22 protein-coding genes and 1 pseudogene are annotated in these 22,726 nt (G+C 70.9%); 11 read left to right on the top strand and 12 right to left on the bottom strand.

All coding sequences use genetic code 11. The features are described 5' to 3' along the window. Positions 1-922, top strand: a 922-nt coding sequence (locus M0R80_15930; GenBank protein ID MCK9461122.1) for a M48 family metallopeptidase, incomplete at its 5' end; no start/stop codon positions are given. 16 nt (positions 923-938) lie between these two features. On the opposite strand, the gene M0R80_15925 is transcribed toward M0R80_15930, so the two are convergent. From M0R80_15925 to M0R80_15915, 3 genes are all read right to left on the bottom strand, one after another. Next, positions 939-1,784, bottom strand: a complete 846-nt coding sequence (locus M0R80_15925; protein MCK9461121.1) for a class I SAM-dependent methyltransferase — start codon at positions 1,782-1,784, stop codon at positions 939-941. Between the two features lie 103 nt (positions 1,785-1,887). After that, positions 1,888-3,057 (bottom strand): hypothetical protein, encoded by a 1,170-nt coding sequence (locus M0R80_15920; GenBank protein ID MCK9461120.1) that lies wholly within the window; start codon positions 3,055-3,057, stop codon positions 1,888-1,890. Positions 3,058-3,326: 269 nt separating this feature from the next. Next, a complete protein-coding gene (locus M0R80_15915) occupies positions 3,327-3,545 on the bottom strand; it encodes a hypothetical protein (protein MCK9461119.1) in 219 nt (72 codons plus the stop codon). A 107-nt stretch (positions 3,546-3,652) separates the two neighbouring features. On the opposite strand from M0R80_15915, the gene M0R80_15910 reads away from it, so the two are divergent. After that, on the top strand, positions 3,653-4,267 hold the full coding sequence (locus M0R80_15910; protein MCK9461118.1) for an L-threonylcarbamoyladenylate synthase: 615 nt from the start codon (positions 3,653-3,655) through the stop codon (positions 4,265-4,267). Here the strand turns inward: M0R80_15910 and M0R80_15905 are convergent. Next, a complete protein-coding gene (locus M0R80_15905; protein ID MCK9461117.1) occupies positions 4,264-5,157 on the bottom strand; it encodes a hypothetical protein in 894 nt (297 codons plus the stop codon). The two genes, M0R80_15910 and M0R80_15905, sit on opposite strands and share 4 nt — an antisense overlap. Positions 5,158-5,297: 140 nt before the next feature. Between M0R80_15905 and M0R80_15900 the strand changes: the two genes are divergently transcribed. Genes M0R80_15900 through M0R80_15890 form a run of 3 tightly spaced genes read left to right on the top strand, consistent with a single transcriptional unit; the run spans position 5,298 to position 8,253 of the window. Continuing rightward, the gene (locus M0R80_15900; protein ID MCK9461116.1) at positions 5,298-6,554 is read left to right on the top strand and encodes a hypothetical protein; all 1,257 of its coding nucleotides are present in this window, start codon (positions 5,298-5,300) and stop codon (positions 6,552-6,554) included. 10 nt (positions 6,555-6,564) lie between these two features. Further along, positions 6,565-7,350: a hypothetical protein gene (locus tag M0R80_15895; GenBank protein MCK9461115.1), complete on the top strand. Its 786-nt coding sequence runs from the start codon at positions 6,565-6,567 to the stop codon at positions 7,348-7,350. Positions 7,351-7,356: 6 nt separating this feature from the next. After that, complete coding sequence (locus M0R80_15890; protein MCK9461114.1) at positions 7,357-8,253, top strand: YihY/virulence factor BrkB family protein; 897 nt, start codon at positions 7,357-7,359, stop codon at positions 8,251-8,253. 7 nt (positions 8,254-8,260) lie between these two features. On the opposite strand, the gene M0R80_15885 is transcribed toward M0R80_15890, so the two are convergent. Beyond that, positions 8,261-8,494, bottom strand: a complete 234-nt coding sequence (locus M0R80_15885; protein ID MCK9461113.1) for a hypothetical protein — start codon at positions 8,492-8,494, stop codon at positions 8,261-8,263. Positions 8,495-8,578: 84 nt separating this feature from the next. Further along, a complete protein-coding gene (locus M0R80_15880) occupies positions 8,579-9,127 on the bottom strand; it encodes a zinc ribbon domain-containing protein (GenBank protein MCK9461112.1) in 549 nt (182 codons plus the stop codon). A 116-nt stretch (positions 9,128-9,243) separates the two neighbouring features. On the opposite strand from M0R80_15880, the gene M0R80_15875 reads away from it, so the two are divergent. After that, a complete protein-coding gene (locus M0R80_15875; protein MCK9461111.1) occupies positions 9,244-9,816 on the top strand; it encodes a helix-hairpin-helix domain-containing protein in 573 nt (190 codons plus the stop codon). Between the two features lie 3 nt (positions 9,817-9,819). On the opposite strand, the gene M0R80_15870 is transcribed toward M0R80_15875, so the two are convergent. Then, a complete protein-coding gene (locus tag M0R80_15870) occupies positions 9,820-10,311 on the bottom strand; it encodes a cytochrome c family protein (protein MCK9461110.1) in 492 nt (163 codons plus the stop codon). A 193-nt stretch (positions 10,312-10,504) separates the two neighbouring features. On the opposite strand from M0R80_15870, the gene M0R80_15865 reads away from it, so the two are divergent. Then, entirely contained in the window at positions 10,505-10,864 is a 360-nt protein-coding gene (locus M0R80_15865; protein ID MCK9461109.1) for a hypothetical protein, read from the top strand. Positions 10,865-10,892: 28 nt separating this feature from the next. Here M0R80_15865 and M0R80_15860 read toward each other — a convergent pair whose 3' ends face one another. The 5 genes from M0R80_15860 to fusA all read right to left on the bottom strand — a co-directional run bounded on the left by M0R80_15860 (position 10,893) and on the right by fusA (position 19,006). Further along, a complete protein-coding gene (locus M0R80_15860; GenBank protein ID MCK9461108.1) occupies positions 10,893-11,888 on the bottom strand; it encodes a hypothetical protein in 996 nt (331 codons plus the stop codon). Between the two features lie 67 nt (positions 11,889-11,955). Then, a complete protein-coding gene (locus M0R80_15855) occupies positions 11,956-12,822 on the bottom strand; it encodes a tetratricopeptide repeat protein (protein MCK9461107.1) in 867 nt (288 codons plus the stop codon). Then, positions 12,819-15,683, bottom strand: a complete 2,865-nt coding sequence (locus M0R80_15850; protein MCK9461106.1) for a hypothetical protein — start codon at positions 15,681-15,683, stop codon at positions 12,819-12,821. Before M0R80_15850 ends, M0R80_15855 begins: the two co-directional genes overlap by 4 nt. A gap of 105 nt (positions 15,684-15,788) precedes the next feature. Continuing rightward, positions 15,789-16,790, bottom strand: coding sequence for a serine/threonine protein kinase (locus tag M0R80_15845; GenBank protein MCK9461105.1), 1,002 nt, complete (start codon positions 16,788-16,790; stop codon positions 15,789-15,791). Positions 16,791-16,930: 140 nt separating this feature from the next. Next, a complete protein-coding gene (fusA, locus tag M0R80_15840) occupies positions 16,931-19,006 on the bottom strand; it encodes an elongation factor G (protein MCK9461104.1) in 2,076 nt (691 codons plus the stop codon). 197 nt (positions 19,007-19,203) lie between these two features. Here fusA and M0R80_15835 point away from each other — a divergent pair. The 4 genes and pseudogenes from M0R80_15835 (at position 19,204) to M0R80_15820 (ending at position 22,677) form a co-directional block, all read left to right on the top strand. Next, a pseudogene (locus tag M0R80_15835) lies at positions 19,204-19,611 on the top strand (FKBP-type peptidyl-prolyl cis-trans isomerase). Between the two features lie 115 nt (positions 19,612-19,726). Further along, entirely contained in the window at positions 19,727-20,347 is a 621-nt protein-coding gene (locus tag M0R80_15830) for a sigma-70 family RNA polymerase sigma factor (protein MCK9461103.1), read from the top strand. Beyond that, positions 20,335-21,597, top strand: coding sequence for a FecR domain-containing protein (locus M0R80_15825; GenBank protein MCK9461102.1), 1,263 nt, complete (start codon positions 20,335-20,337; stop codon positions 21,595-21,597). Before M0R80_15830 ends, M0R80_15825 begins: the two co-directional genes overlap by 13 nt. A 54-nt stretch (positions 21,598-21,651) precedes the next feature. After that, positions 21,652-22,677 carry a hypothetical protein gene (locus tag M0R80_15820; GenBank protein ID MCK9461101.1) on the top strand — a complete coding sequence of 342 codons (1,026 nt, stop codon included), beginning with the start codon at positions 21,652-21,654 and terminating at the stop codon, positions 22,675-22,677. Positions 22,678-22,726 lie beyond the last annotated feature (49 nt).

Genomic DNA, 22,726 nt, shown 5'->3' with positions numbered 1-22,726 from the left:
CGACGAAGGGCTCGCGGCCGCGCTCCCGTACCGCGACGCGGCGAACTCCTTCACCGGGACCGACGATCGCTACCTCGGCTTCTCGGGCGAGGCCGACGGCAGGGAGATCCGGATCCTCGTCGCCGACAGATCGATCCTGGCGCGCCTCGAGGCGATCGGCATGACGCGGGACGTGCTCGAGCGCTTGCGCGGCGCGCGGGCGGCGGGGGGACGGCGCAGGCTCCGCCGGCTCGCGGCGCTCGGGGTGGTAGCGGCGGTGCTCGGGCTCGCGGTGCTCGCCGCGTGGCTCGGCTTCCTTTGGGCGGTCGACCGGGCCGTCGCCTCGATCCCGGCCGGCTGGGAGCAGGAGATCGGGCGCGCGACGGCCTCGGGGGTCCTCGCGCAGGAGATGGTCTGCTCGGATCCGCGCATGAACGCCGCGGTGCAGGAGGTCGGCCGCAGGCTGGTGGCGGGCCTCGGCGCCTCGCCCTACGCCTGGAGGCTGCGCGTCCTGGACTCGCCCGACGTGAACGCGTTCGCGCTGCCGGGCGGCTACATCTTCGTGAACCGGGGGCTCGTGCAGCGCGCGGCCGACGGGCACGAGGCGGCGGGCGTCCTCGCGCACGAGATGCAGCACGTGCTGCGCCGCCACGGGATCGAGAACCTGGCGCGGGAGATCGGCCTGCGGATCGTCGTGTACGCCGCGGTCGGCGACGCGTCCGCGATCGAGCAGCTCGCCGCCGCGAACGCCGCCGGCCTCGCGTCGATGTCGTTCAGCCGCGATCAGGAGCGGGAGGCGGACGCGCTGGGGCTCGCCCTCGTGCGCCGCGCCGGGATCGATCCGTCCGGCCTCGAGCGGCTCATGGGCGCGCTCGCGGCGGACTGGGCCGCGGCCAAGAGCTCGTGCGCTCCGGTCCGCGTCTCGGATCCGGACGGCGTCTGAACCGCGCGGCTCGCCGTCAGAACGCGACGCGCGCGTACGCGCCGGCGGGCACGGCGGGGCCCTCCCCCGACAAAAGCATCTCGCCGTGCTCGATCCGGCCGCGCCTCCCGAGCGCATCGAGCGCGGCGCCGAGGACCCGGGGGGTGACCCCCGGCGAGTGCGCGGTGAGCACCGCGAACAGCGGCGCCTCGGCGAGGAGCTCGGCGCACGCCGCGACGAGGGGCCACAGATCTCGCTCGATCTTCCACACCTCGCCCTGCGCGCCGCGCCCGAAGGTCGGCGGATCGACGATGATGCCGTCGTACCTGCGGCCCCGGCGCGCCTCGCGCTTGACGAACTTCGCCGCGTCCTCGGCGATGTACCGGATCGCCCCGGCGATCGGCGCGGACAGCGACGCGTTGTCGGCCGCCCAGCCGTTGACCGACCGCGCGGAGTCGACGTGCGTCACCACGGCGCCCGCGGCCGCGCACGCCAGCGAGGCGCCGCCCGTGTAGGCGAACAGGTTCAGGACGCCCGCGCCCGGTCGCCCGCGCAGGAGCTCCTGCATCCACGGCCAGTGCGCGGCGTGCTCGGGGAAGACCCCGACGTTCCCGAACCCGGTCAGCCGCACCTCGAACCGGATCCCGCCCCACGCGGCCGGCCACGCCTCGGGCGCGCCGCGGACCCGCGTCCACTCGCCCTGCCCGCCCTCGCCGCGCTGGAACTCGGCCGCCGCGTCCCGCCAGCGCTCCGGCCGCCGCTGCGGCCAGATCGCCTGGGGGCACGGCCGGTCGAGCAGGTGCGCGCCGAACCGCTCGAGCTTGCGCTCGCCGCCCGAGTCGATCAGCTCCCAGCCTTCGAAGTTTCCGATCTCGAGATCCATCGAGCCGCAGTTTACGTGCGGCGGGCCCGACCCCGCAAGCCCGGTCGCTCACCGCAGGTATCCGGTGTACATGGCTTGCGGATCGTACCGGGCGGCGGCCGTCCTACAACGGCACGTCGCCGGCCGAGGCGGGCGTCTCGTCGTCGCCGACGTTCTCCTCGTTGCCGTAACCGAGCCTACCGTCTCCGCCGCCGCCCCAGCACCGAACGCGCCCCGTGTCGAGCAGCGCGCATGTGTGAGCTCCGCCGGCCGATATCTGCGCGACGTTTCCGCCGACGTCCACGTCGCCGGCCGAGGCCGGCGTCTCGTCGTCGCCGATGTCCTGTGTGTTCCCGTAGCCGAGCTGGCCCACGTCGTCTGCGCCCCGGCAGCGGACGTTTCCGGAGCCGAGCAGGGCGCAGGTCGTGTTCTTGCCGGGGTCCAAGGCCGTGACCGGCGCGCCCACGTCCGCGTCGCCGGCCGTGTTGGGGAGCTCGTCGTCACCGATGTTCTCGGTATTCCCGTAACCGAGCTGGCCCACGTTCTCGTCGGGGTTCTCGTTACTCCCGCCCCAGCACCTGACGGCGCCGGTGTCGAGCAGCGCGCAAGTGTGATACCCGCCAGCAGCGATCTGCGCCACCGCGCCGCCCACCTCTACGGTCCCTGCCGAGGCAGGCGTCTCGTTGTCGCCGATGTCCTCGTTGTCGCCGTACCCGAGGCGACCGAGCCATCCCCTTCCCCAGCAGGCGACGTCACCGGTGTCGAGCAGGGCGCAGGTGTGGTACCAGCCCGCCGTGATCTGCATCGCGGTCCCACCCACGTCCACGTCGCCCGCCGATGCCGGCGTTTCGTTGTCGCCGATGGCGACTGTGTTGCCGTATCCGAGCTGGCCAAAGTTGAACGGATCCTCGCTGGGCACGCCTCCGCCCCAGCAGCGCACGCGCCCGCCTTCAAGCAGCGCGCAGGTGTGCCAGAGGCCCGCGGCGATCTGCACGACGGTTCCGCCGACGTCCACGTCGCCGGCGGACGCCGGCGTCTCGTCGTTGCCGATAGCTTCGGTGTTGCCGTAGCCGAGCTGGCCATGGTGGGCGCTCCCCCAGCAGCGGACCGCGCCGTTCTCCAGCAGCGCGCAGGTGTGGTATCCGCCGGCCGCGACGTGCGCGACCACGCCGCCCACGTCCACGTCACCGGCCGACGCCGGCGTCTCGTCGTCGCCGATGTTCTCCTCGTTGCCGTAGCCGAGCTGGCCAACACCGCCGCTTCCCCAGCAGCGGACGCGCCCGCCGTCCAGCACCGCGCAGTTGTGCAGGTGACCGCACGAGATCTCGATCGCCGAGTGGGGACCGGTGTCGGTGTCGGAATCGGCGTCGGAGTCGCCGTCCGTGTCGACATCGGAGTCCGAATCCCCGTCCGTGTCGGAGTCCGCGTCCGGCCCGGAGTCGCCGATCGTCACCGGCGTCGACGAGCCGCAATCGATGGTACACATGACCGATGAGAGCACGGTGCTGGCGAGGACCAGGAGCGCCCGGCGATCTCTGCGATGGCAATACAACCAGCCCATGATCACTCCATGCTCATCTTGATGAAGAAGGAGCTCTTCGTGGTGCCGTTGGGGAGCGTGTCCCACAGCCGCACGTCGCACTCCTCCCATCCCTCGTAGGTGCCGTCGCCGTCGAGATCGCACTGCGGGTCGATCGAGTACCCTTCCGGATCCAGCGCCTGCCGGCACACGACCCGCCTGCTCGCGTCCACGATCGAGCCCAGCCCGCCGGCTTTCTCCAATCCTATTCCGCCCGTGTTGCCGGGTCTCGTCCGAAATCCGGCGGGTATCCGGTAGGCGAAACCGCCGTTCTGTGGTATTTGCCGCAGCCGCGAAGGACGGAGAGAGCATGCTGCTTCCCATCAACCCGGCGCACCCGGAGCCGCGCAAGATCCGGCAGGCGGTCGACGTGCTCGAGCGCGGCGGCGTGATCGCCTACCCGACGGGGACCGTGTTCGGGTTCGGCGCGGATCTCTTCAACAAGAAGGCCGTCGAGCGGGTGTACCAGATCAAGGGCGCCAGGACCGACAAGCCGTTCTCGTTCCTCTGCGCGGATCTCTCCGAGATCGCGCGGTACGCCCGCGTGCCCGACGCGGCGTACCGGATCATGCGCCGCCTCGTCCCGGGCCCGTACACGTTCGTGCTCGAGGCCACGAAGGAGGTCCCGAAGCTCTGCCTGAGCCGCCGAAAGACGGTCGGCATCCGCGTCCCGGAGCACCCGGTCGCGCGGGCGCTGCTCGAGGTGTTCGGGCGGCCCATCATCTCGACGTCGGCGAAGCGCGACGACGACGACGAGTGGTCGCTCAACGACCCGGCCGAGCTCGCCGTGAAGTTCAAGCAGCTCGACCTGATCCTCGACGCCGGCCTCGCGGGGTTCGTCCCCTCCACGGTGATCGCGTTCCACGAGAGCGGCGAGGTGGAGGTGCTCCGCCGCGGCGCGGGCCCGGTGGACGGGATTCTCTAGGGCTTGAGGTCGCCGACGGGCAGCTCCGCGTCGCCGGCCGCGCGCAACTCGAACACGATGACGACGGTGCCGCGCTCCCCCGAGTGGCGCCAGTAGTACGCGGCGAACCCGGAGAGCAGCCGCTGCCGCTCGGGCGCCGGGCCGCCCATGCTCGACACGTGCGCGCCGAGCGGGACCGCCGCGATCGACACCGCGACCGCGCCGTCGGTCGCCGGCTCGAGCGGGATCTCCAGCGTCCGCCTCCCCTCTCCGTCGGCGGGCGGGAGCTCGGTCTCGACGGACACCGTCGCCGCGGCGATCGCCCCGGCGGGCGCCGCCCGCTTCAACGCGACGTCCAGGGTGTCGGCGCGGCCCTTCGCGAGCTCGGCCGCGAGCACCTCCGCGGACGCGCACGCCCGCCTCGGGTCGACGCGCGTCCCGCTCGGGAACGGGAACCGCATCGCATCGATCCAGCGCGTCCCCCGCTCCCTCTTCTGGAGATGTATCCGCAGCCCGTCCGCGCGGATCTCGAACACCCGCGCCTGGTGGACGAGGGAGACCTTGTCCTCCTCGAGGGGCTCGGCGCGGCCGAGCGGGATCGGGCAGACGCCCGCCCGGGTCCACTCCTCCCCGAACGCCGGCCGCGGGCTCCAGGCCGCGCCTCGGGCGAGCTGCGCTCCCATCTGGGCGGCCCAGTCGTCGGCGTCCTCGGCGCCGATGATCGGGAGGCAGCCGCCGCGCGCGCAGACGCGGCCCGCGCCGCAGTCGACGTTCCCCGAGCAGCCGGATCCGTTTTTCGCAGGTTCTTCGTCCGCGCGCCACGCGAACAACGCCGCGCCGGCTGCGGTGGCGACGGACAGAGTGACGACGACGGCGACGAACGCGCGCCTCGATCCCTTCGCGGTTCCCATGCGGACGGTCTGTTGGGGCACGGCATCTCCGCCGGCGGCCGGGCTTCGGGCCGCTTATGCTTTTCATATTTCACGACTTTCGGTACATAGAGTCAACTCGGCAGGAGACGACGAGCACGGAGCGCGAAACGAACACGCGAATGAAGAAAAGAAAACTGATTCCGCTATTCACGGTCCTGTGTTGCGCCGCGCTTCCGGCGCTCGCGAACGGCGCACCACAAGGCGCCCCGCCGCCGACGGAGTACAAGAGCGACGCCACGAAGGCGTGGGGAGAGGCCGAGGCGACGGACGCAGGCGTGCCCGAGGCGCCGGCCGCGCAGCCCGAGGCGGACACCGAACACGCGGCGCTCCGGCAGAAGTGCGACGCGGCGATCAAGAAGGGCGAGAGCCTGCCGGAGTGCAAGGCGCTCGAGCTCGACATCGTTTTTCAGGGCGGCATGGGATCCAAGCAGGCCCCGGCGGCCGCGCTCCCACAGGAGCGCGACGCGGAGTCCTCCAAGCTCGTCGAGAAGAAGCTCGCGATCGAGGAGCAGGAGGCGGAGCAGGTCGCCGAGAAGGAGATGGACCTCTGGGCCGTGGCGCGCCGCGAACGGCCCCTCCTCGAGGCGGCCCCGTCGGGGTTCCTCGCCGTCGGCGTCCGCGTCGGCTACCCGTTCCTCGTGGCGCGCGGCTCCGGCCTGGAGCAGGGGTACCGGCCGATCATCCACGCCTCGATCGAGGGCGCCTACCAGGCGCTGCGCTTCCTCCAGATCGCCCTCGTCGTGGACTTCCAGGCGCTGCGCGGCGACAGCGCGGTCGGCGAGGAGTACCTGCCCCTCGACGTGCAGTACGAGTCAGGAACCGAAGGCGTCGAGGGTGATCCTCGCCCGCTGCGGGACATCGGTTCGCTCCTGGACGACTTCTACGGCGTGGGCGTGCGCCCCACCGTGCGGCTGGGCGGCGAGTGGCGCTCGTTCCAGGCCTCGCTGGGCCTCGGGTTCGGCTGGCACTTCATGCACGCGTCGGGGCGTTGGCGGGCCAAGCTCGGCGCGTCCGACAGGGCCGTCGACAACGATCTGTACGGTGACGCGAACTGGAAAGGGACCGACTTCGCCGTCTACTCGTTCGAGGAGAACGACAACGGCGCGTACACGGTGTTCGAGCTGACGCTCGGGTATCGGTTCCTCGACGGGCACCTCGGCGCGGGCGTGATGTTCGAGTACTCGGTCCTGCTCCACGGACGTACCAGCCCAGAGGTCACGAATGAAACTCCGTACGGTGTCGAAAGCGATCCGAGCACCCCGGCAAGCTGGCTGGGATACACGGCCGAAACCGACGACTACGAGGAGACGCTCGTCCGGCACCTCGGTGCAATGAACTTCCTCACCATCGGCGCCGTCGCCGATTACAGGTTCTAGGAGGCGCGCCATGAGGACCAAACCGACGACCTGCCTCCTCCTCTCGTGCTCCGCCGCGATCGCGATCGCGGCGCTCGCCGCGCCCGAGGCCCGCGCGGCAGAATACGGCCCCGTCCTGCGGACCGGCGATCCCGCGTTCCGCACCGACCTCGGCGCGCACATCGCGATAGGCGGCTCGAGCTGCGTGGGCGGCGGCACCGACTACGCGCGCTGCTTCGGGACCGACAACCAGTGGGACACGCGCTTCGGCGTCCAGGGCGGGCTGATCGTCCGGCCGTTCAAGCGCGTGTCGTTCGGCCTCGACGTCGGGATGATGACGCTCAAGTACCACCAGGTCACCGCGAACACCTGGACCGACTTCACGCTCGGCCCGACGATCCGGTACCATCAGCCCTGGCGGGTCCGGGGGAAGCTCTACATCGAGCCCAACATCGGCCTCCAGGCCGGGTACGTGTACGGCCTCCTGAACGAGCGGAAGGACGACTCGGGCACGGAGGAGCTCGGCTACAAGCACAAGCACTACGGCCCGTTCGTCTCGATCCTGCTCGGCCTCGACTTCTTCCCGCTCCCGCGCGTCGGCGTGGGGCTGGAGTTCCGGCTGCTGCGGACGTTCTACACGGACGTCTGCTTCGAGTCCCCGGAGTCCGTGGTGTGCCGCGGCGCCCAGGAGGAGGATCTCGTGGACAGCGACGTCCGACAGCCGAGCGGGCAGACGGCGTCGTACCTCGGCGACAAGGGCGTCGCCACCTACCCCTGGAAGCTGTTCTGGGGCGTCCACGGCCTGTACTACTTCTAGCGCGCCATGCGGTGGTGGGAACGACTGCCGCTCCTCGGCCACCTACGCGACGCCGCGCGCGCCACCGTGTTCCCCGTCGACCTCGCGACCTCGAAGCGCAGCTTCGCGCTCATCTACGCCGTCCGCCTCCTGTTCCTCGTCGGGCGGCGCCTGTGGCGCGATCGCTGCCCGCGCCAGGCCGCGTCGCTCTCGTACCAGACGTTCCTGTCGCTGGTCCCGATGCTCGCGCTCGCGATCGCGTTCGGGTCGGCGCTCGGGTTCGACGCCTACGTCGACCGCGTGATCTCGTTCCTGGAGGCCCAACTCCTCCCGGAGACCGCCGCGGACATCGGCGACAGGATCCGGAGCCTCGCGACCTCGGTCCGGCCGAAGACGCTCGGCATCGTGGGCGGCGCCACGCTCGCCTTCATCGCGATGACGCTGTTCTACACGGTGGACACGTCCGTGAACGAGATCTTCCGCTGCCCCGTGACGAAACGGGTGTTGCCGCGCATCTTCACGGGGCTCGTCATCCTCCTGCTCGCGCCGCTCGCGTTCGGCCTGTCGCTCTACTACACCGGCCGCCTGTTCTCGCTGCCGCGCTTCGCGACCGCGTTCACCCCGCTCGCCTTCACGACGACGGCCCTGTTCCTGTGCTACTGGCGCCTGCCGCGGACGAAGGTGCGCATGCGCCACTCCCTCGTCGCCGCCGCGACCGCGGGCGTGATGTTCGAGGCGATCAAGATCGTCTTCGCCGTCTACGCCCAGCACGCCGGCTTGGCCCTGTCGCCCGTGTACGGCACGCTCGTCATCCTGCCGCTGTTCATGGTGTGGATCTACATCGCCTGGCTGGTCTTCCTGTTCGGCGCGGAGCTGAGCGCGGCGCTGCACGAGGTGCGCCGGCACGATCAGTTCGAGCGGTGAGGAGCTCTCAGGCGCTCAGATAGCCGAGCCCCTGCCGGACGAGCGCCCACGAGACGAAGAACGGCTTCTTCTGGATCTTCACGCGCAGCCTGTCGCCGTCGAGCAGGTAGGTCCCGTCGAACATCCCGGTGAAGTAGCCGCGGCGCACGTCGCCGCTGACGACCAGCTTGTCCTGCGCGAGCAGGCACACCCGCTCGAGCAGCGCGTTCGGATCGCGGCGGATGGTGACGTCGAACTCCATGATCGCCCTCCTGGACTGTCTGTGCCCGAGGGTACCCGGGCGCGCCGCGAAAAGGCAAATTCGAGGCGGGAGGCGGGGCGGCGGTCACTCGGTCGGGGCCGGCTGCTCCGCGAGCTGATCGAGGAGGCGCTGGAGCTCCGCCATGTCCGCGGGCGCGGTCTCCGGCGACGGGGCCGCCGGGTCGTAGCCGCCTCCCGGCGCGTACGGTTCGCCGTAGCCGCTGGGCGGCAGGAACGCGTCGTCGTACGCCGACACGCGCCGCGACTCGGACCAGAACGTGAACACCATGACGCCCCAGATGAACCCCATGTACAGCGCGGTGCCGAGCGCGGCGTACGCCACGGCGCGGTTCCCCGGCCGCCTGCGGACGCGGTTCGCCGCGCCGATCGCGGCGAAGCTCAGGAGGAACCCCAGCGGCGGGGCGAACACGGCGAGCCACAAGGACGCCCACGACAGCCCCGAGACGCGCCACCTCTTGAGCTCCCACGGCTTCATCTCGTCTCCGAGCTCCCGTTCCCGTCCCGCGCCCAGGGACGAGGGCGGCGGCGCGTACCTGTCCGCGGCGCTCGCCCCGCAGGCCTCACAGAGCGTCGCCCCGTCCCGGTTCTCGGCACCGCAGCTCGTACAGCGCATCGTTCTCCCTCGTCGTTCCCGCTCCCCGAACACTAGCGGCCGGCGGACCGGTTGGCAATTCGGGGCGCGGCGAAAGATTTCCGGCAACTTCGACGAGAAACGGCCGATAGATATGCATGGGACTTCCGCGGATCACCCTCGGCGCGACGGCGGTCGTGGCGATCCTCGCCGCGATCACGATCTCGGCCAGGCTCGGCGGGGCGCTGGAGGACGAGCGCGAAGCCGCCCTGTTCGATCCCGCCTCCCCGCTCTTCTGCGCGGGCGTGCGGACCCCTTCCACCGAGCCGCGCCTCGTCTGCGCGGCGAGCCGGGCGTCTTTCCTCGCGGAGGCCCACGCGTCGGGGCTCGCGCCGGAAGCGTGCGCGTCCGCGAGCCTGCCCGCGCGGGCCGGAGCCGGCTGCCTGGTCGTCGTCGAGGCGCGCGGCTCCGCCTGCGCCGTCGTCGAGGTCGGACGCCTCCCGGCGGCGACCGCCCTGATCTGCGGCGCGCGCCTGGACGTCAACGCCGCTACCGAGGCCGAGCTCGCGCTCCTGCCCGGGATCGGCGAGGTCCGCGCGCGGCGGATCGTCGAGTCTCGGGCGCGGGACGGCCCGTTCCCCGACGCGGAGTCGCTCGATCGGGTCCACGGCATCGGTCCGAAGACGGTCGATCTGCTGCGGCCGTGGATCGTCGCGGGCGGCGCCGAGTGAGGATCACGACGCCCTGGGCGCGTGACAGAAGTCGCATCCCGCCTGGAACCCCTTCTTCTTGTGGCACGGCCTGCACGCCGTGTGGAAGGCATCCTTGGCCGACGGCGCGTTGACCTCCGCCGCCTTGTGGCAGTCCGCGCCCCTGCCGCACGATCTGCCGCCGCTGCCGGCGTGGTGGCAGGAAACGCACTTTATCCCCTCGCGCTGGTGCGCCCAGTGCGGGAACTCGGTCGGTCCCTGCGCCCCCTTGTCGCTCCCGAGGATCGGCCGCTCCGGGCCGTTCCCCGGTTCGGCAACCGCGGCGGGCTGCGGCGCGAGCTCCGCCGGCGGCGCCGGTTCGGGTTGCGCGGCGGCCGGCGCGATCGGCTCGGGCGGCGGTTCGGGCGCGGCGGCGGGCAGGCTCGGCGCCTCGGCCACGGGCGCGTCGCCCGCGCCGCACGCGGTGGCTGCCGCGAGCGCGAGACAAACGAAAAGGACGGGCACGCATCTCCTCATCGGCTTATTCCTCCTTTGGCTTTCGATCGCGTCATTATCCGCGAAACGTGGATCGTCGGCAAACGACCGGCCAGGGCAGCGAAGCAGGCAGCGAAGTAGTGCGAAGTAGGTTGCGCCTCCGGCCGCGGTGCGGTACGTTCCGCCCATCTTGTGAGAGGTCTCAACCTCGTCACTGCCAAGGAAAATCGGACAGATGACCACTTCGACCGACGACGTCGCACTGAGGACAACGGAGCAGCTCACGGAGGAGCTCGAGAAGACGCGCGCCGAGCTCGCGATGGAGCGGCAGAAGAACGCCCGCCTGCAACGCGAGCTCGAGGAGATCCGGCACGCGATCGCCGAGGATCCGAGCCCCGCGGCCGCGCAGCAGAAGGCCGACGCGGTCGCCTCGGGCGGCCAGGCGGCCGGGTACACGCCGATGACCCTGCACGCGCTCAACGGCTCGGCGGGCGGCAACGCGCAGAACAAGCCCGGCGGGCGGTTCTGGAACGCCAAGCCCGCGGCGCCGCACCCGGAGGGCCGCCGTCGCCGCGGCCGCGGGCGCCACAAGTAGAGAGCTCGAGCTCCGGATCGCTCCCCGCTCAGTGCAGCGTGCGCGTCGCGCGATCGACCGCGGCCTCCTCGGCCGATCCGGCCGTCTCGAGCCGCTCCGCGGCGCGCACGAGCCTGTCGATCGACTCCTCCGCCGCGCCCATCTCCTCGAGTCGACGGCGCCGCCGTTGCCGCGATCTGACGTAGGCGAGCGCGAACAGCAGCGTCGCGGCCCCCCACAGCGCGCTGGAGCCGGTCGCGACGACGACCCAGTCCGAGCCGTCGGAGAGCCGGGCGCGCCAGAGGGCGTCCAGCTCGTCCGGCGTCCGGCCGAACGCCGTCTCGAACGCCTCGTCGAGATCATCGCCGTGCCGCAACCGGTTCAGCACGACGCGGATGCCGTGCCATCCGCCCTCCCGCAACAGGAAACCGACGAAGTCCGCGGCCTGGGCGTAGGAGAGCTCGACCGCGGCGGCGCCGCTCGGGTAGTCGTGGATCGCGGCCAGGGTGGCGACGTTGCCGCCGAGCGACGCTATCAGGAGCGAGCCGCGCCTGGCCATCGACGACCTCTCGGACTGTTGCACGGCGATCCCCTCCGAGAGCCAACGCGGCACCCTCGCGCCATGCAGCGCGTCGCGCAGCGCGATGTGCGACAGCTCGTGCTCGAGCTCGACGTCGAGGCGCTCGACGGGGCTCCCGTCCCTCCGCCGGAGCGCGAGGACCACGAGCCTCGAGTCGGGGTACGCGACGGCGACCGACCACGGCGGCGGCGCGGCGCCCGGGGGGCTCACCGAGCCGATCTCCGCCGGGTCCGCCACGACGCGGACCGTCAAAGGCGCGAGCGCGGCGCCCGTGGCGCGCGGAACTCCGAGCTCCGCGAAGATCTCGTCCGCGCGCGCGGTGCAGCTCTCCTCGAGCGCCTCGGCGACCGCCTCCCGATCGGCGTCGACGTCGAACCGGCACAGCCCGAGCGAAACTTCGGCGGACGCGGCGGCCGGCAGGAGGCACGCGGCCGACCGGGCGGCGGACGCCCAAACCGCGAGCATGGGGGATCGAGCCATCTCCCCAATGTGTAGGCACGGACGCCGGCGGGTCAACCGCGCGGCGCGCGGGTCAGGGAAGATCGTCGAGGAGCCCGGGCTCCGGCGCCTCGAGCGCGCGCAGGTTCTCGGTCGCGCCGTGGTGCTCGGGATCGAGCGCGAGCGCCTTGCGGAGCTCGGCGATCGCCTCCTCGGTCCGGCCCGCGCCCGAGAGGACGACGCCGAGCTGATTGCGGGCGTCGGCGCTCTGCGGATCGAGCTCGAGCGCGCGCCGAATCGTCGCCTCCGCACCCGCGAGATCTCCGCGCCGCGACTGGACGTACCCGAGGTTGACGAGGTACGTCGCGCTCGACGGCACGAGCTCCGCGGCGCGGCGCGCCTCGCGCTCCGCGCCCTCGAGATCTCCCACGACGATCAGGACGACCGCGAGGTTGTTGCGCAAGGAGGGATCGTCGGGCGCGAGCGCCGCCGCCTCGCGATAGGTGGCCGCCGACTTCGGGATGTCCCCGCAGATCTGGTGCGCCTGGGCGAGGTTCGCGAGGAGGTCCACGTTCAAAGGAGCGATCTCGGCCCCGCGGCGGATGCGCGCGATCGCCTCGTCGCACATCCCGCACTGGAGGAACGCCGTGCCGAGATCCGCGAGCACGGCCGCGTCGTCCGGCGCTTCCTCGGCCGCGCGCGTGAGGATCGTCAAGGCGCCCTGGCCGTCCCGGGCGACGATCCGCGCCTGCCCGAGCGCGTGGAGCGACTCGACGTCGCCGCCCTCGGGGACGCCCGATGGCCACGGCGCGTCGAGCCGACACAAAGGCTCCACCACCACCTCGGTCGCCGCGGCTTCCCCTCCCACGGGACCCGAGGGGGCCTCGGCCGGAGGGGCCGACGCGCCGCCGCACGCCGCGAGCGCGAGCCCGCACAAGGCGATGCCGGCGCGCGGCGTCACTGAGGCGCCTCGGCCGCGGGAGCCGCCTGCTTCGCCGCCTTCGCCGCGCGGTACTCCTCGCGCGTGACGTCCTTGGCCGGGCCCGCCTGCCCGCCGAGCAGCTCGCGCAGCACGGGCGGGATCCTGAGCGGCCGCTCCGCCGGATAGTCGTCGGGCTCGAGGTTCTCGACGGCCTGCGCGATCGCGGCCATCGCGTGGTAGTTGTAGTCGTTGCGCAGCCGCAGGTGCCCGAGGGTGTAGCGGTACGCGCCCATCGCCTCGTCCGGGACCGGGAGGAAGAACGTCGAGTCGTAGCCGTCGTACTGGAGCTGGAGGCAGTAGCGCATGCTGTGGACGACGATCTGCCGCCGCTTCTCCACGTCGCGCCCGGTGCGCTTCGCGATGTCGTAGGCCGCGGACGCGCCCTCCGCGTACTGGCACGAGTTGACCGCGGGCAGCTCCCTATGGACCTTGAACGAGGCGCCGACGTAGTCCGGGTACTGGGAGCGCGCGGGCCACCAGAAGAACTCGTCGTCGATCCAGTCCTGCGCCTCGAACCCGAGATCCGCGTACTTCTTCTCGCCCGTGTTCTTGTAGAGATCCTGCATCGCGGTCACCAGCCAGGGCACGATGCCGATGAGGTTCACGCGGTGCTCCTCGTCGTAGATGCCCTGCGGCGTCCGCTCGGCGAGCGACTTGCGCCACTGCTTCATGTAGTACTCGATCGCGCGATCGCACGCCGACTTGAACGTCTCGTCCTTGTAGTGCGTGTAGAGCCGCGCGAGCACGAAGATGAACTCGCCGGCGTGGATCGTGCTCTCGGCGCCGTAGTACGGGTGATCCGGCGGCACGTCGTACTGCCAGAGGTGGCCGTTCTTGTCCTGCATGAAGAGGATCTCCTCGGCCATGCACCGGAGGTCGTCCTCGTACTCCGAGATGTCGGCGACGTCGCCGAGCTTGAGGATCGACAGGATCGTGACGGCCACGGCGTTCAGCTTGGCGTTGTAGTACCGGGCCGGCGGATCGCGGTGGCAGATCGTGCACCTGTCGCCCGCGTGCCGCAGGAACTTGAGCGAGAAGCCGATGCCGCGCTTCGCGCTCGCGACGTACCGGGGATCCTGCTTGATCTTGTTGACCATGAGGAGCGTGTACGGGTTCAGCGCGTGCCGCACGATGTTGCCGCCCTCCGACCAGCGCTTCCCGGGCTTGTTCGTCGGCGTGTACTTGTAGGCGTACTGCCCGTCCGGCGTCTGGTTCGTCATGAGCCATTCGGCGCCGAGCTCGAGCGACCTGACGAGCGCCGAGCGCGACACGTCCCAGATCGTCTTGAACGGCACGCCGCGGTACAGCTCGACCACGTCCCCGCCGTCGGCCTGGGGCCGCTCGATCCAGCTCGTCGTCGCGAAGCGCTGGAAGACGTGCTTGTCGTCGCGCTCCCACGCCGTCTCGTTCAGCACGCGCGCGCGCTTCACGTTCTTCTTGGGATCGCGCAGGAACGCGTCGAGCCCGCTCTTCTCGAAGAGCCGCTCGAGGAACTTCACCTCGCTGTCCATCTCCATGTGCACGGCGTAGCTCGGTTCGAGGTAGAAGACGCGCTTGTCCCCCTCCTTCTGGCGGACCATCAGCCCCTCGAAACCGAGCTCGACGTACCAGAGCAGCTCGGAAGCGGTCCTGTCCGTGAGCGTGCAGATGTCGCGCACGACGTCGATCTCGATCTCCATCTGCGACATCTCCTTGCGGATGTCGGCCGTGATCTCGGCGTCGAACTCGCGCTTCGCGCTCCTGCGGATCTCGCCCCACTCGTCGCGGATCTTCTCCGCCGCCTCGTCGAGGGCGGCGACGAGATCCCTGTCGTTCGCCATGCGGCGCGTCACCTTGCGCCCCTTGAAGTCCGGATCCACGCGCTTGCGCAGCGACACGATCACCCGGTGCGCGTCGTCGCCGACGGGCGCGAGCGGGAGCTCGAAGTCGAGCTTCTCCGGCGTCCCGCCCTCGAGCACGGCCCGCACCCGCGCGGTGAGCCGCCGCATGGCGTGCCTGGGGATGTCGACAGGCGCGGCGCGCCGGTACAGGGCGTACCCCGAGCCGAGCACCACCGGGTGGAACCAGCCCAGGCTCACGGCGTCCCGCATGCGCACGCGCACGGTGTCCATCCTCTCCTCGATCCAGGGTGCGGCCCTCGGCGTGAGCCTGTCGACGAGCACGAACTCGACGCCCTCGGCCTCGAGCTTCTTCGCGACCTGCTCGTCGTCGTCGCCCCCGAACAGCGCGGCGTCGAGCCGCACGACCTTCCCCGACAAAGGCTCGAGCTCGTCCCGGATCTCGCCGTCCGACACGAACCCCAGCTTGCCCTCGCCGCGGGAGGCGGCGTCCTGGATCGCGGCGAGCATCCCCGGGTCCTCGTGATCGCGGACGGGCTTGCGATCGAGGATCACCTTCGGCGACGGCATCGCGTACGGCGACTCCTTGAACGGGGCGAACGGGTCGGGCCCCGCGTAGTCCGGGTCGGTGCCGGGCCGCGGCGGCGCGGTCCAGCCTATCGGGATCGGCTTGTCCGGCGGCTTCGACGTGCAGAAGTACGTCTTCCCGTTTCCGCAGATCTCGCCGGGGTCGGCGTCGAAACCGGGATCGACGGGGATCGACCCCGCCTTGTCCTTGAAGTGCGCCTCGACCTCGCCGTCGGTCGGCTTCGAGCACCCCTCGGTGACGGTCTCGACCGCCTTGTCGGCGCGGACGAACAGCCGCTCGAGGCCGGTGTAGCCGTCCTCGCCGCGGTACAACCCCATGTAGGCGAGCATGCCGGCCACGACCACGAGCAGGATGATGTTGCTCGGGTTCTTGTAGAACGGCCGCTTGGCCTCCTTCTTCTTGTCCTTGACCATTGTCGGTACCCTTCTTCGTCCGCCGGTGCGGAGGTGACACAGGTTACTTCGGCAGCCCGCCGCAAACAACCCCGACGTGGACAAGGACGCGAGCGCGGGCTGATTCTAGTTGGGGAGCGCCTGCGCGGAGATCGCCCGGAGCACGCTCGCGATCTCCTCCATGGACTGCGGGCGGCGGTCCGGCACTTTCTCGAGGCAGCGCATGACGAGCGCGTCGAGCGCCTTCGGGATGGCGAGGTCGGATCTCCTGTCGATCATGCGAGGGGGGACGACGCGCACGTGCTTGCGCAGGAGGAGCTGCGGATCGCGCCCCTCGAACATCCGCTGCCCCGTGCACGCCTCGTACAGGAGCACGCCGAAGCAATAGATGTCCGCGCGCCGATCGACGGGATAGCCGAGCGCCTGCTCCGGCGAGATGTACAGCGGCGTCCCGACGACCTCGGCCGTGTTCGTGATCTTGGGGAAGCCGTCGATCCGCGCGATCCCGAAGTCGACGACCTTCGCGGGCGCCCCGACCTCCGGCAGCCGCGGGATCAGGACGTTGCCGGGCTTGAGATCGCGGTGGACGACGCCGTGCGCGTGCGCCGCGCCGAGGCCTTCGGCGACCGCTATTGCGATCGGCAGGAGCTCGGCGAGCGGGACGTTCCCGCGCTCGATGATCCGCTTGAGCGACGGGCCGGCGACGTACTCCATCACGAGGTACACGCGGCCGTCCTCGAGCTCGCCGATGTCGAACATCTGCACGATGACGGGGTGCCGGATCCTGCGGATCGCCTCGATCTCGTTCACGAACCGCTGCCGGTACGGCGACCGGTCGACGAGCTCGGGCCGCAGGAACTTGATCGCGGCGTGCCGGCCGGTCTCGAGGCACCGCGCGAGGTACACGACCGACATGCCGCCGCGGCCGATGAGGAAGCTCAGGCGGTAGCGGCCGTCGACGACGAACCCCTCGTACGAAGCCCGGCCCTTCGCGCGGTTGCGCCGGGCGATCTCCTCGATCTTGCCCGTCACCCCCGGCCTCGCCGCCGGGACCTTGACGAAGGGGATGGTGTTGTCGCACCGCGGTCGCCGGATCTCGCAGGGGGTGGTCTGACCGGTTGAATCCACGTGTCACCTCCGCCTTCGGGCATCGGCCGCCTTTAAAGAGAGGAGGGACCAACGCACTTATGTCCCTATTGAAAGCGTAGGTTCGATTTGTCGAAAAGGAAGACCCGATCAGACGAATTGAAGCGTCTAAATTGGTTATCCTAGAATTCCCCGGCCATGCGGCGCCTCGCCTCTGCGATGACGGCGACCTGGAGCGCCTCGGGGAGCGGCGAGAAGCGGCGCAGCTCCATCGAGTAGTTGGCCCTGCCGGACGACAGCGAGCGCACGGTCGTCGCGTAGCCGAACATCTCCATGAGCGGGGCCTCGGCTTCGATCTTCTGCGAGCCCTTGCGGTAGCGACGCATCGCGTGCACCTTGCCGCGCCGCCGGGCGAGATCGCCGACGAGATCTCCTATGAAGTCGTCCGGCGTCGCGATCTCGACCGACATGACGGGCTCGAGCAGCCGCGGGCTCGCCTTCGCGAACGCCTCCTTGAAGCACATCCCCGCGCACATCCTGAACGCCATCTCCGAGCTGTCCACGACGTGCGACGATCCGTCGATGAGGGTGACGCGGACGTCTACGACGTTGAAGTCGGCGAGCACGCCCCGCTCGATGACGTCGACCACCCCCTTCTTCACCGCCGACACGTACTCGAGCGGCACCGCGCCGCCGACGACCGCGTTGACGAACTCGAACCCGCCGCCCGGGTTCGGCTCGAGGCGCATCACGGTGTGCGCGTACTGGCCGTGGCCGCCGGTCTGCTTGACGTGCCGGTACGAGTGCTCGCAGGCGGCCGTGATCGTCTCCTTGTACTGCACCGACGGCTGGCCGGCCTTGGCCGCAACGCCGAACTCCGTCTTGAGCCTGTCGGCGATGATCTCGAGGTGCAGCTCGCCCATGCCCGACACCACGGTCTCGCCCGTCCTGTCGTCGACGCGCACCTGGAACGACGGATCCTCGAGCGACAGCCTGCGCAGCGACTGGTGCAGCTTCTCCACCTCGCCGCGGCTGTCGCAGCCGAGCTTCACGCTGATCACCGGCTCCGGGATGGTGAGCGTCTCGAGCAGGAGCGGCTCGTCCAGGGCGCACAACGTGTGACCGGTGAACGTGTTCTTGAGGCCGATGAACGCGACGATGTCGCCAGGCCCGACCTCGTCGATCTCGATCCGGTCCTTCGCCGCGATCCGCAGGAGCCGGCTGACGCGCTCCTTCTTGCCGGTGGTCGCGTTCAGGATCGTGTCGCCGGGCCTGAGCGTGCCCGAGTACGTGCGGACGAACGTCTGCTGACCCACGTAGGGATCGTGGATGATCTTGAACGCCAGGCCCGCGAACGGATCGCCGGCTTTCGGGCGGCGGAGGTGGCTCTTCTCCGCGTCGTCGAGATCGCGGCCCACCACGGTCCCCTTGTCCAGCGGGCTCGGCAGGTACGCGACCACCGCGTCGAGGAGCGGCTCCACGCCGATGTTCTTGTACGCCGAACCGCAGAGCACCGGCGTCACGAGCGAGCGGAGGACGCACTCGCGGATCGTCTTCCTGAGGAGCTCCTCCGGGATCGCCTCGCCGTCGAGGTACTTCGCGGCGATCGCGTCGTCGAAGTCCGCGAGGCGCTCGCACAGGGCGTCCCGCCGCGCCTTCGCGGTCTCGAGGAGCGCCTCCGGGATCGGGCCCTCCACCGCGTCGCCCTGCGGGAACGTCACGCCCCGCATCTTCACGAGATCGATCACGCCGGCGAAGCCGTCCTCGGCGCCGATCGGGATCTGGATCGGCAACGCGTGCGCCTCGAGCCGCTCGTCGGGCTGGGCGACGACGTCGAGAAAGTCCGCGCCCGGGCGATCCATCTTGTTTACGAACGCGAGGCGCGGCACCCGGTACCTGTCGGCCTGGCCCCAGACCGTCTCGCTCTGCGCCTCCACGCCGCCGACAGCGCAGAAAACGGCGACGAGGCCGTCGAGCACGCGCATCGATCGCTCCACCTCGATCGTGAAGTCGACGTGACCCGGCGTATCGATGATGTTGATCGCGTGGCCGTCCCAGGCGCACGAGATCGCGGCGGACGCGATCGTGATGCCGCGCTCCTGCTCCTGCTTCATGAAGTCCATCGTCGCCTGGCCGTCGTGGACCTCGCCCATCTTGCGGGTCGTGCCCGTGTAGAACAGGATCCGCTCCGTCACCGTCGTCTTGCCCGCGTCGATGTGGGCCGCGATGCCGATGTTCCGCGATCTCTCCAAGCCCATGCGTCACCGTCCTCAACGGGGCTCGCAGCGCCCCGCTTCAAAGGCGGCCGTCTTAGCCGATGCGGGTTGGGTTGTCGAGAAAAGACGCCGCGCCGCGACGGTGCTTCCGAGTCGCGAAGGTTGAGGGTCGCGCGTTTTTCTGACATATCCTTCATTGGGGGGATGGGAGTGCGACCGTGAGGCAGGCGAGGGCCGGCGACAGAGTCAGGGTGCACTACACCGGCCGGCTGTCGGACGGCACGGTGTTCGACAGCTCCGTGAACCGCGCGCCGCTGGAGCTCGTCGTCGGCGGCGGCGACGTGATCCCGGGCTTCGAGAAGGCGCTCGTCGGGCTCGCCCCGGGTTCGTTCGTGATCGAGAACATCCCCGCCCAGCAGGCGTTCGGCCCCTACGATCACGACCGGGTCCTGAGCGTCGACAAGCGGCGCATCGCGGTCAAGGGCGTCTTGGAGGTCGGCAAGCGGATGTCGGTGGAGATCGAGCCGGGGTACGAGGTGCAGGCCAAGGTGATCGCCGTCCAGGGCCAGACCGTGACGCTCGACACGAACCACCCGCTGGCCGGCAAGGACGTCACGCTCGAGATCGAGGTGCTCGAAGTGCTGTGAGGAGGGCCCGGCTGCCCCCCTGCCCCGCGGGGAAGGCGTCGGGGGATGGTCTCCGACCGCTTTTCTCCGACCTCCTTTTGTCCGGCTTTTCGTCCTATTATTCGAAGAGGTGCGAATGGCGATGGCCGACTTCAGACCCGTTGCAGGCGACGATTCCCGGCTCGAGGGGTTGCTCGAGGCGTGCCGCGGCAAGGATCCGGCGGCGCTCGACACGCTCGCGCGCTGGTGCCTGCCGCGCGTCCGGCGGACCGTGCTGCTCGCGCGGGCCGGCGACGAGGCCGAGGACATCGTGCAGATCGCGATGGGGCGGGTCTTCGCCAAGCTCTCGACGTTCCGCGGGGAGGCGAGCTTCTTCGTCTGGGTGGATCGCATCGCCGTCAACTCCGTGCGCGACAGCTACAAGAAGAAGCGGCTCGTCCTGCTCGGCAACCCCGACGAGGTCCCCGAGCGGCTCGAGCGCGGCGGCGCGTCGCGGCCGGACGTCGAGCTGTCGCGGCAGCGGCTCTTCGACAGTCTCGCGGAGCATTTTCGAGCGATCAAGCCGTCATGGCGCTTGCCGCTCGTCCTGTCGCTGCTCCAGGGGTACAGCGTGCCCGAGATCGCGGCGATCCTCGACCTGAGCCTCGACACGGCGAAGATGCGCCTTCGGCGTGGCCGCCGCGACCTGTTGGCGCGCCTCAAGAGAGATCCGCAATGCGGCGAAGCGCTCAAGGAGCTCGCACGATGCGCAGAGTGACGTGCAGGAGCGTCGAGGCGCTCCTCTTCGAGTACGCGGACGGCGCCGTCGGCGAGCCCGAGCGATCGGCAGTCGCGGTGCACCTCGCGATCTGCGATTCGTGCCGCGCGAGCGCGGAGCTCGTCTCGGGCGTGCGGATCGCGGTGCGGGAAGCGCCGCTCGCCGAAGCGCCGAAGCGCCGCTCGGTCTCGATCGAGGTCGACCGCTTCGCTCCTTCGAGGCGCCGGCTCCTTCGGGGCGGCCTCGCCGCGTGCGCGGCCGCGGCGTGTGCGGCGGCGGTGGCGTTCGGCCTCCACCCCGGCGCAACCGCGCGCGGGGGTGATCCGATCGCCGAGGCGGCGATCGCGGGCAACGACGCGGACCGCGAAACGGACCGCGGCACGGGCTCGGCGGACCCGGCTCTCGAGATCGACGAGGCGGGACACGCCGCGTTCGAGGTCTCGCCGGGAACCGCGCTCCGGTGCGACGGCGCGGCGATCGCCGACGTCCTTTCGTCGGACGCGCGCGGTGTTCGCTTCGCCTTGACGTCGGGGCGCGCGGTGGCCGAGGTCGGCGCGGTGGAGCCGGGGTTCCGCTTCATCGTCGTCACGCCCACGGCCGAGATCGAGGCGCGCGGCACCGTTTTCTCGGTCGAGGTCACGGAGCGGGGCGCAACAAAGGTCCGCGTGGCGTCCGGGAGCGTGGAGCTCCGCGCCCGCCTCGGCGGCACCTCGGTCATGGTCGGCGCCGGAGAGGAGCTCGGCGCCTCCGACCCGGCGCCGCGCACCGCAGAGGTCGACGACATGATCCGCGATCTCGCCGTGGCGCTCGAGCTCGGCGGGGCGGGCGAGCGGCCTCGAGCCGACTCGTACGACCGGCTCGCGCCTTCGGGCGCGGAGCTGCCGGCCGCGACGCCCGCGGAGGTCTCCGCGGCGTCCGACGAGCTCGTCGCGGCGATCACGAGCGCGCGCGATCGGCTCTCGGCGCTCCGCGGCGGAACGAACCCGGCGGGGCTGCTCGAGCTCGCGCAGGCGTACCGGCGCGCCTCGCTGTTCGACGACGCGGCCCGAACGTACGAGCGCCTCGTCGCGGAGCACCCGCACAGCGAGATCGGCGTTAGCGGCCTCGTCGCCCTCGCGCAGCTCGAGTCGCTGGTCCTCTGCCGGCACGGCGCGGCGCGCACCCACTACGCGGCGTACCTCGAGGCCGCCCCGCGCGGGCCGCTCGCCGCCGTGGCCCGCCGCGGGCTCGCGCAGTCCGAGCCGGATTGAGTTTGCCCTTGAGATCTCCGCCCGATCCCTCGTATTGAGACCTCTGGGCGAACCATGCGGAACCTCGTGACGGCGGCGATCCTGGCGATCGCCATCTCGACGGCCGGGCCGACGCCCGCCCCAGCGGCGGAGCCGGATCGCCCGACCGTCGTCTTCTTCTCGCGCACCGGCGATCCCCGCGCCGACGCGATGTGGCTCGCGGTGTCGGCGCACCTCACCGGCATCCCGGCCTCGGTCCGGCGTCAGGCGATAGGCGAGGGCGCCGACCCGGCGGCGGCGGCAAAGGCGGAGCTCGCGTCCGGCCGCGCCGCTGCGGCGATCTGGATCTCCGACACGGCCGACCTCTTCTACTTCGCGACGGCCCCGCCCCCGGACGCGCCCGCGCCCGAACCGATCCCGGAGGGCTCCGAGGGCTGGTCCTCCCGCTGCGCGCTGGTCGGCTCGCTGATCGTCCCGCGAGTCGAGGCGCTGGCCGCGCGGCAGCCCGAACCCGCGCCCCGATCGGAGGCGGAGCCCCCCGAGCCTGCTCCCCAAGAATCCGAGCGCGGTGCTGTCCTCTCCGTCACGCCTCGGGTGGGGATCGCGATCCCCACGTCGCACCTGCGCCCGTTCATTGTCATCGGCTTCGGCATCGACGTCGCGCTGCCGCCTTTCGAAAGGAGCTTCTCCCTGGCGCTCGACGCGACGTACACGAGGCCGAGCCGCGAGGGAACGGTCCGCGATCCGGCGGTGGGCGCGGCGGAGATCGACTACGAGGTCCGCGCGACCGAGCTCAAGTGGGCGCTCGACGTCGTCTGGCGTTTCTACGACTCGGGCGCGCGCTTCGCGGCGTTCGTCGGCTGCGGCCCCATCCTGCAGCTCGTCGTCGCCCGCGAGAGGACATCGCTGGGCGGCGGCGACAACACGATCCGGGTGCTCGCCCCAGGCGGCGAGGTCGCTTTCGTCTTCGAGTGGCGTCTCGGGGTGGGCGGCGTCGTGCTCGACACCCGATACGCTCTCGCCCCCCTCGACGCCGAGCTCCTGGGGAGAACGAACGGGGGAAACGCGACCGCCGCGCTCGGCTACAGGTTCGAGCTCTGACCCCGCCGCCGCCGATCCACGACAGGTGACCCCTTCTTGTTGTTATAAT

The sequence above is a fragment of the Pseudomonadota bacterium genome, from assembly GCA_023229365.1.
Classification (GTDB): domain Bacteria; phylum Myxococcota_A; class Polyangia; order JAAYKL01; family JAAYKL01; genus JALNZK01.
This window is presented reverse-complemented; position numbering and strand designations above follow the sequence as displayed.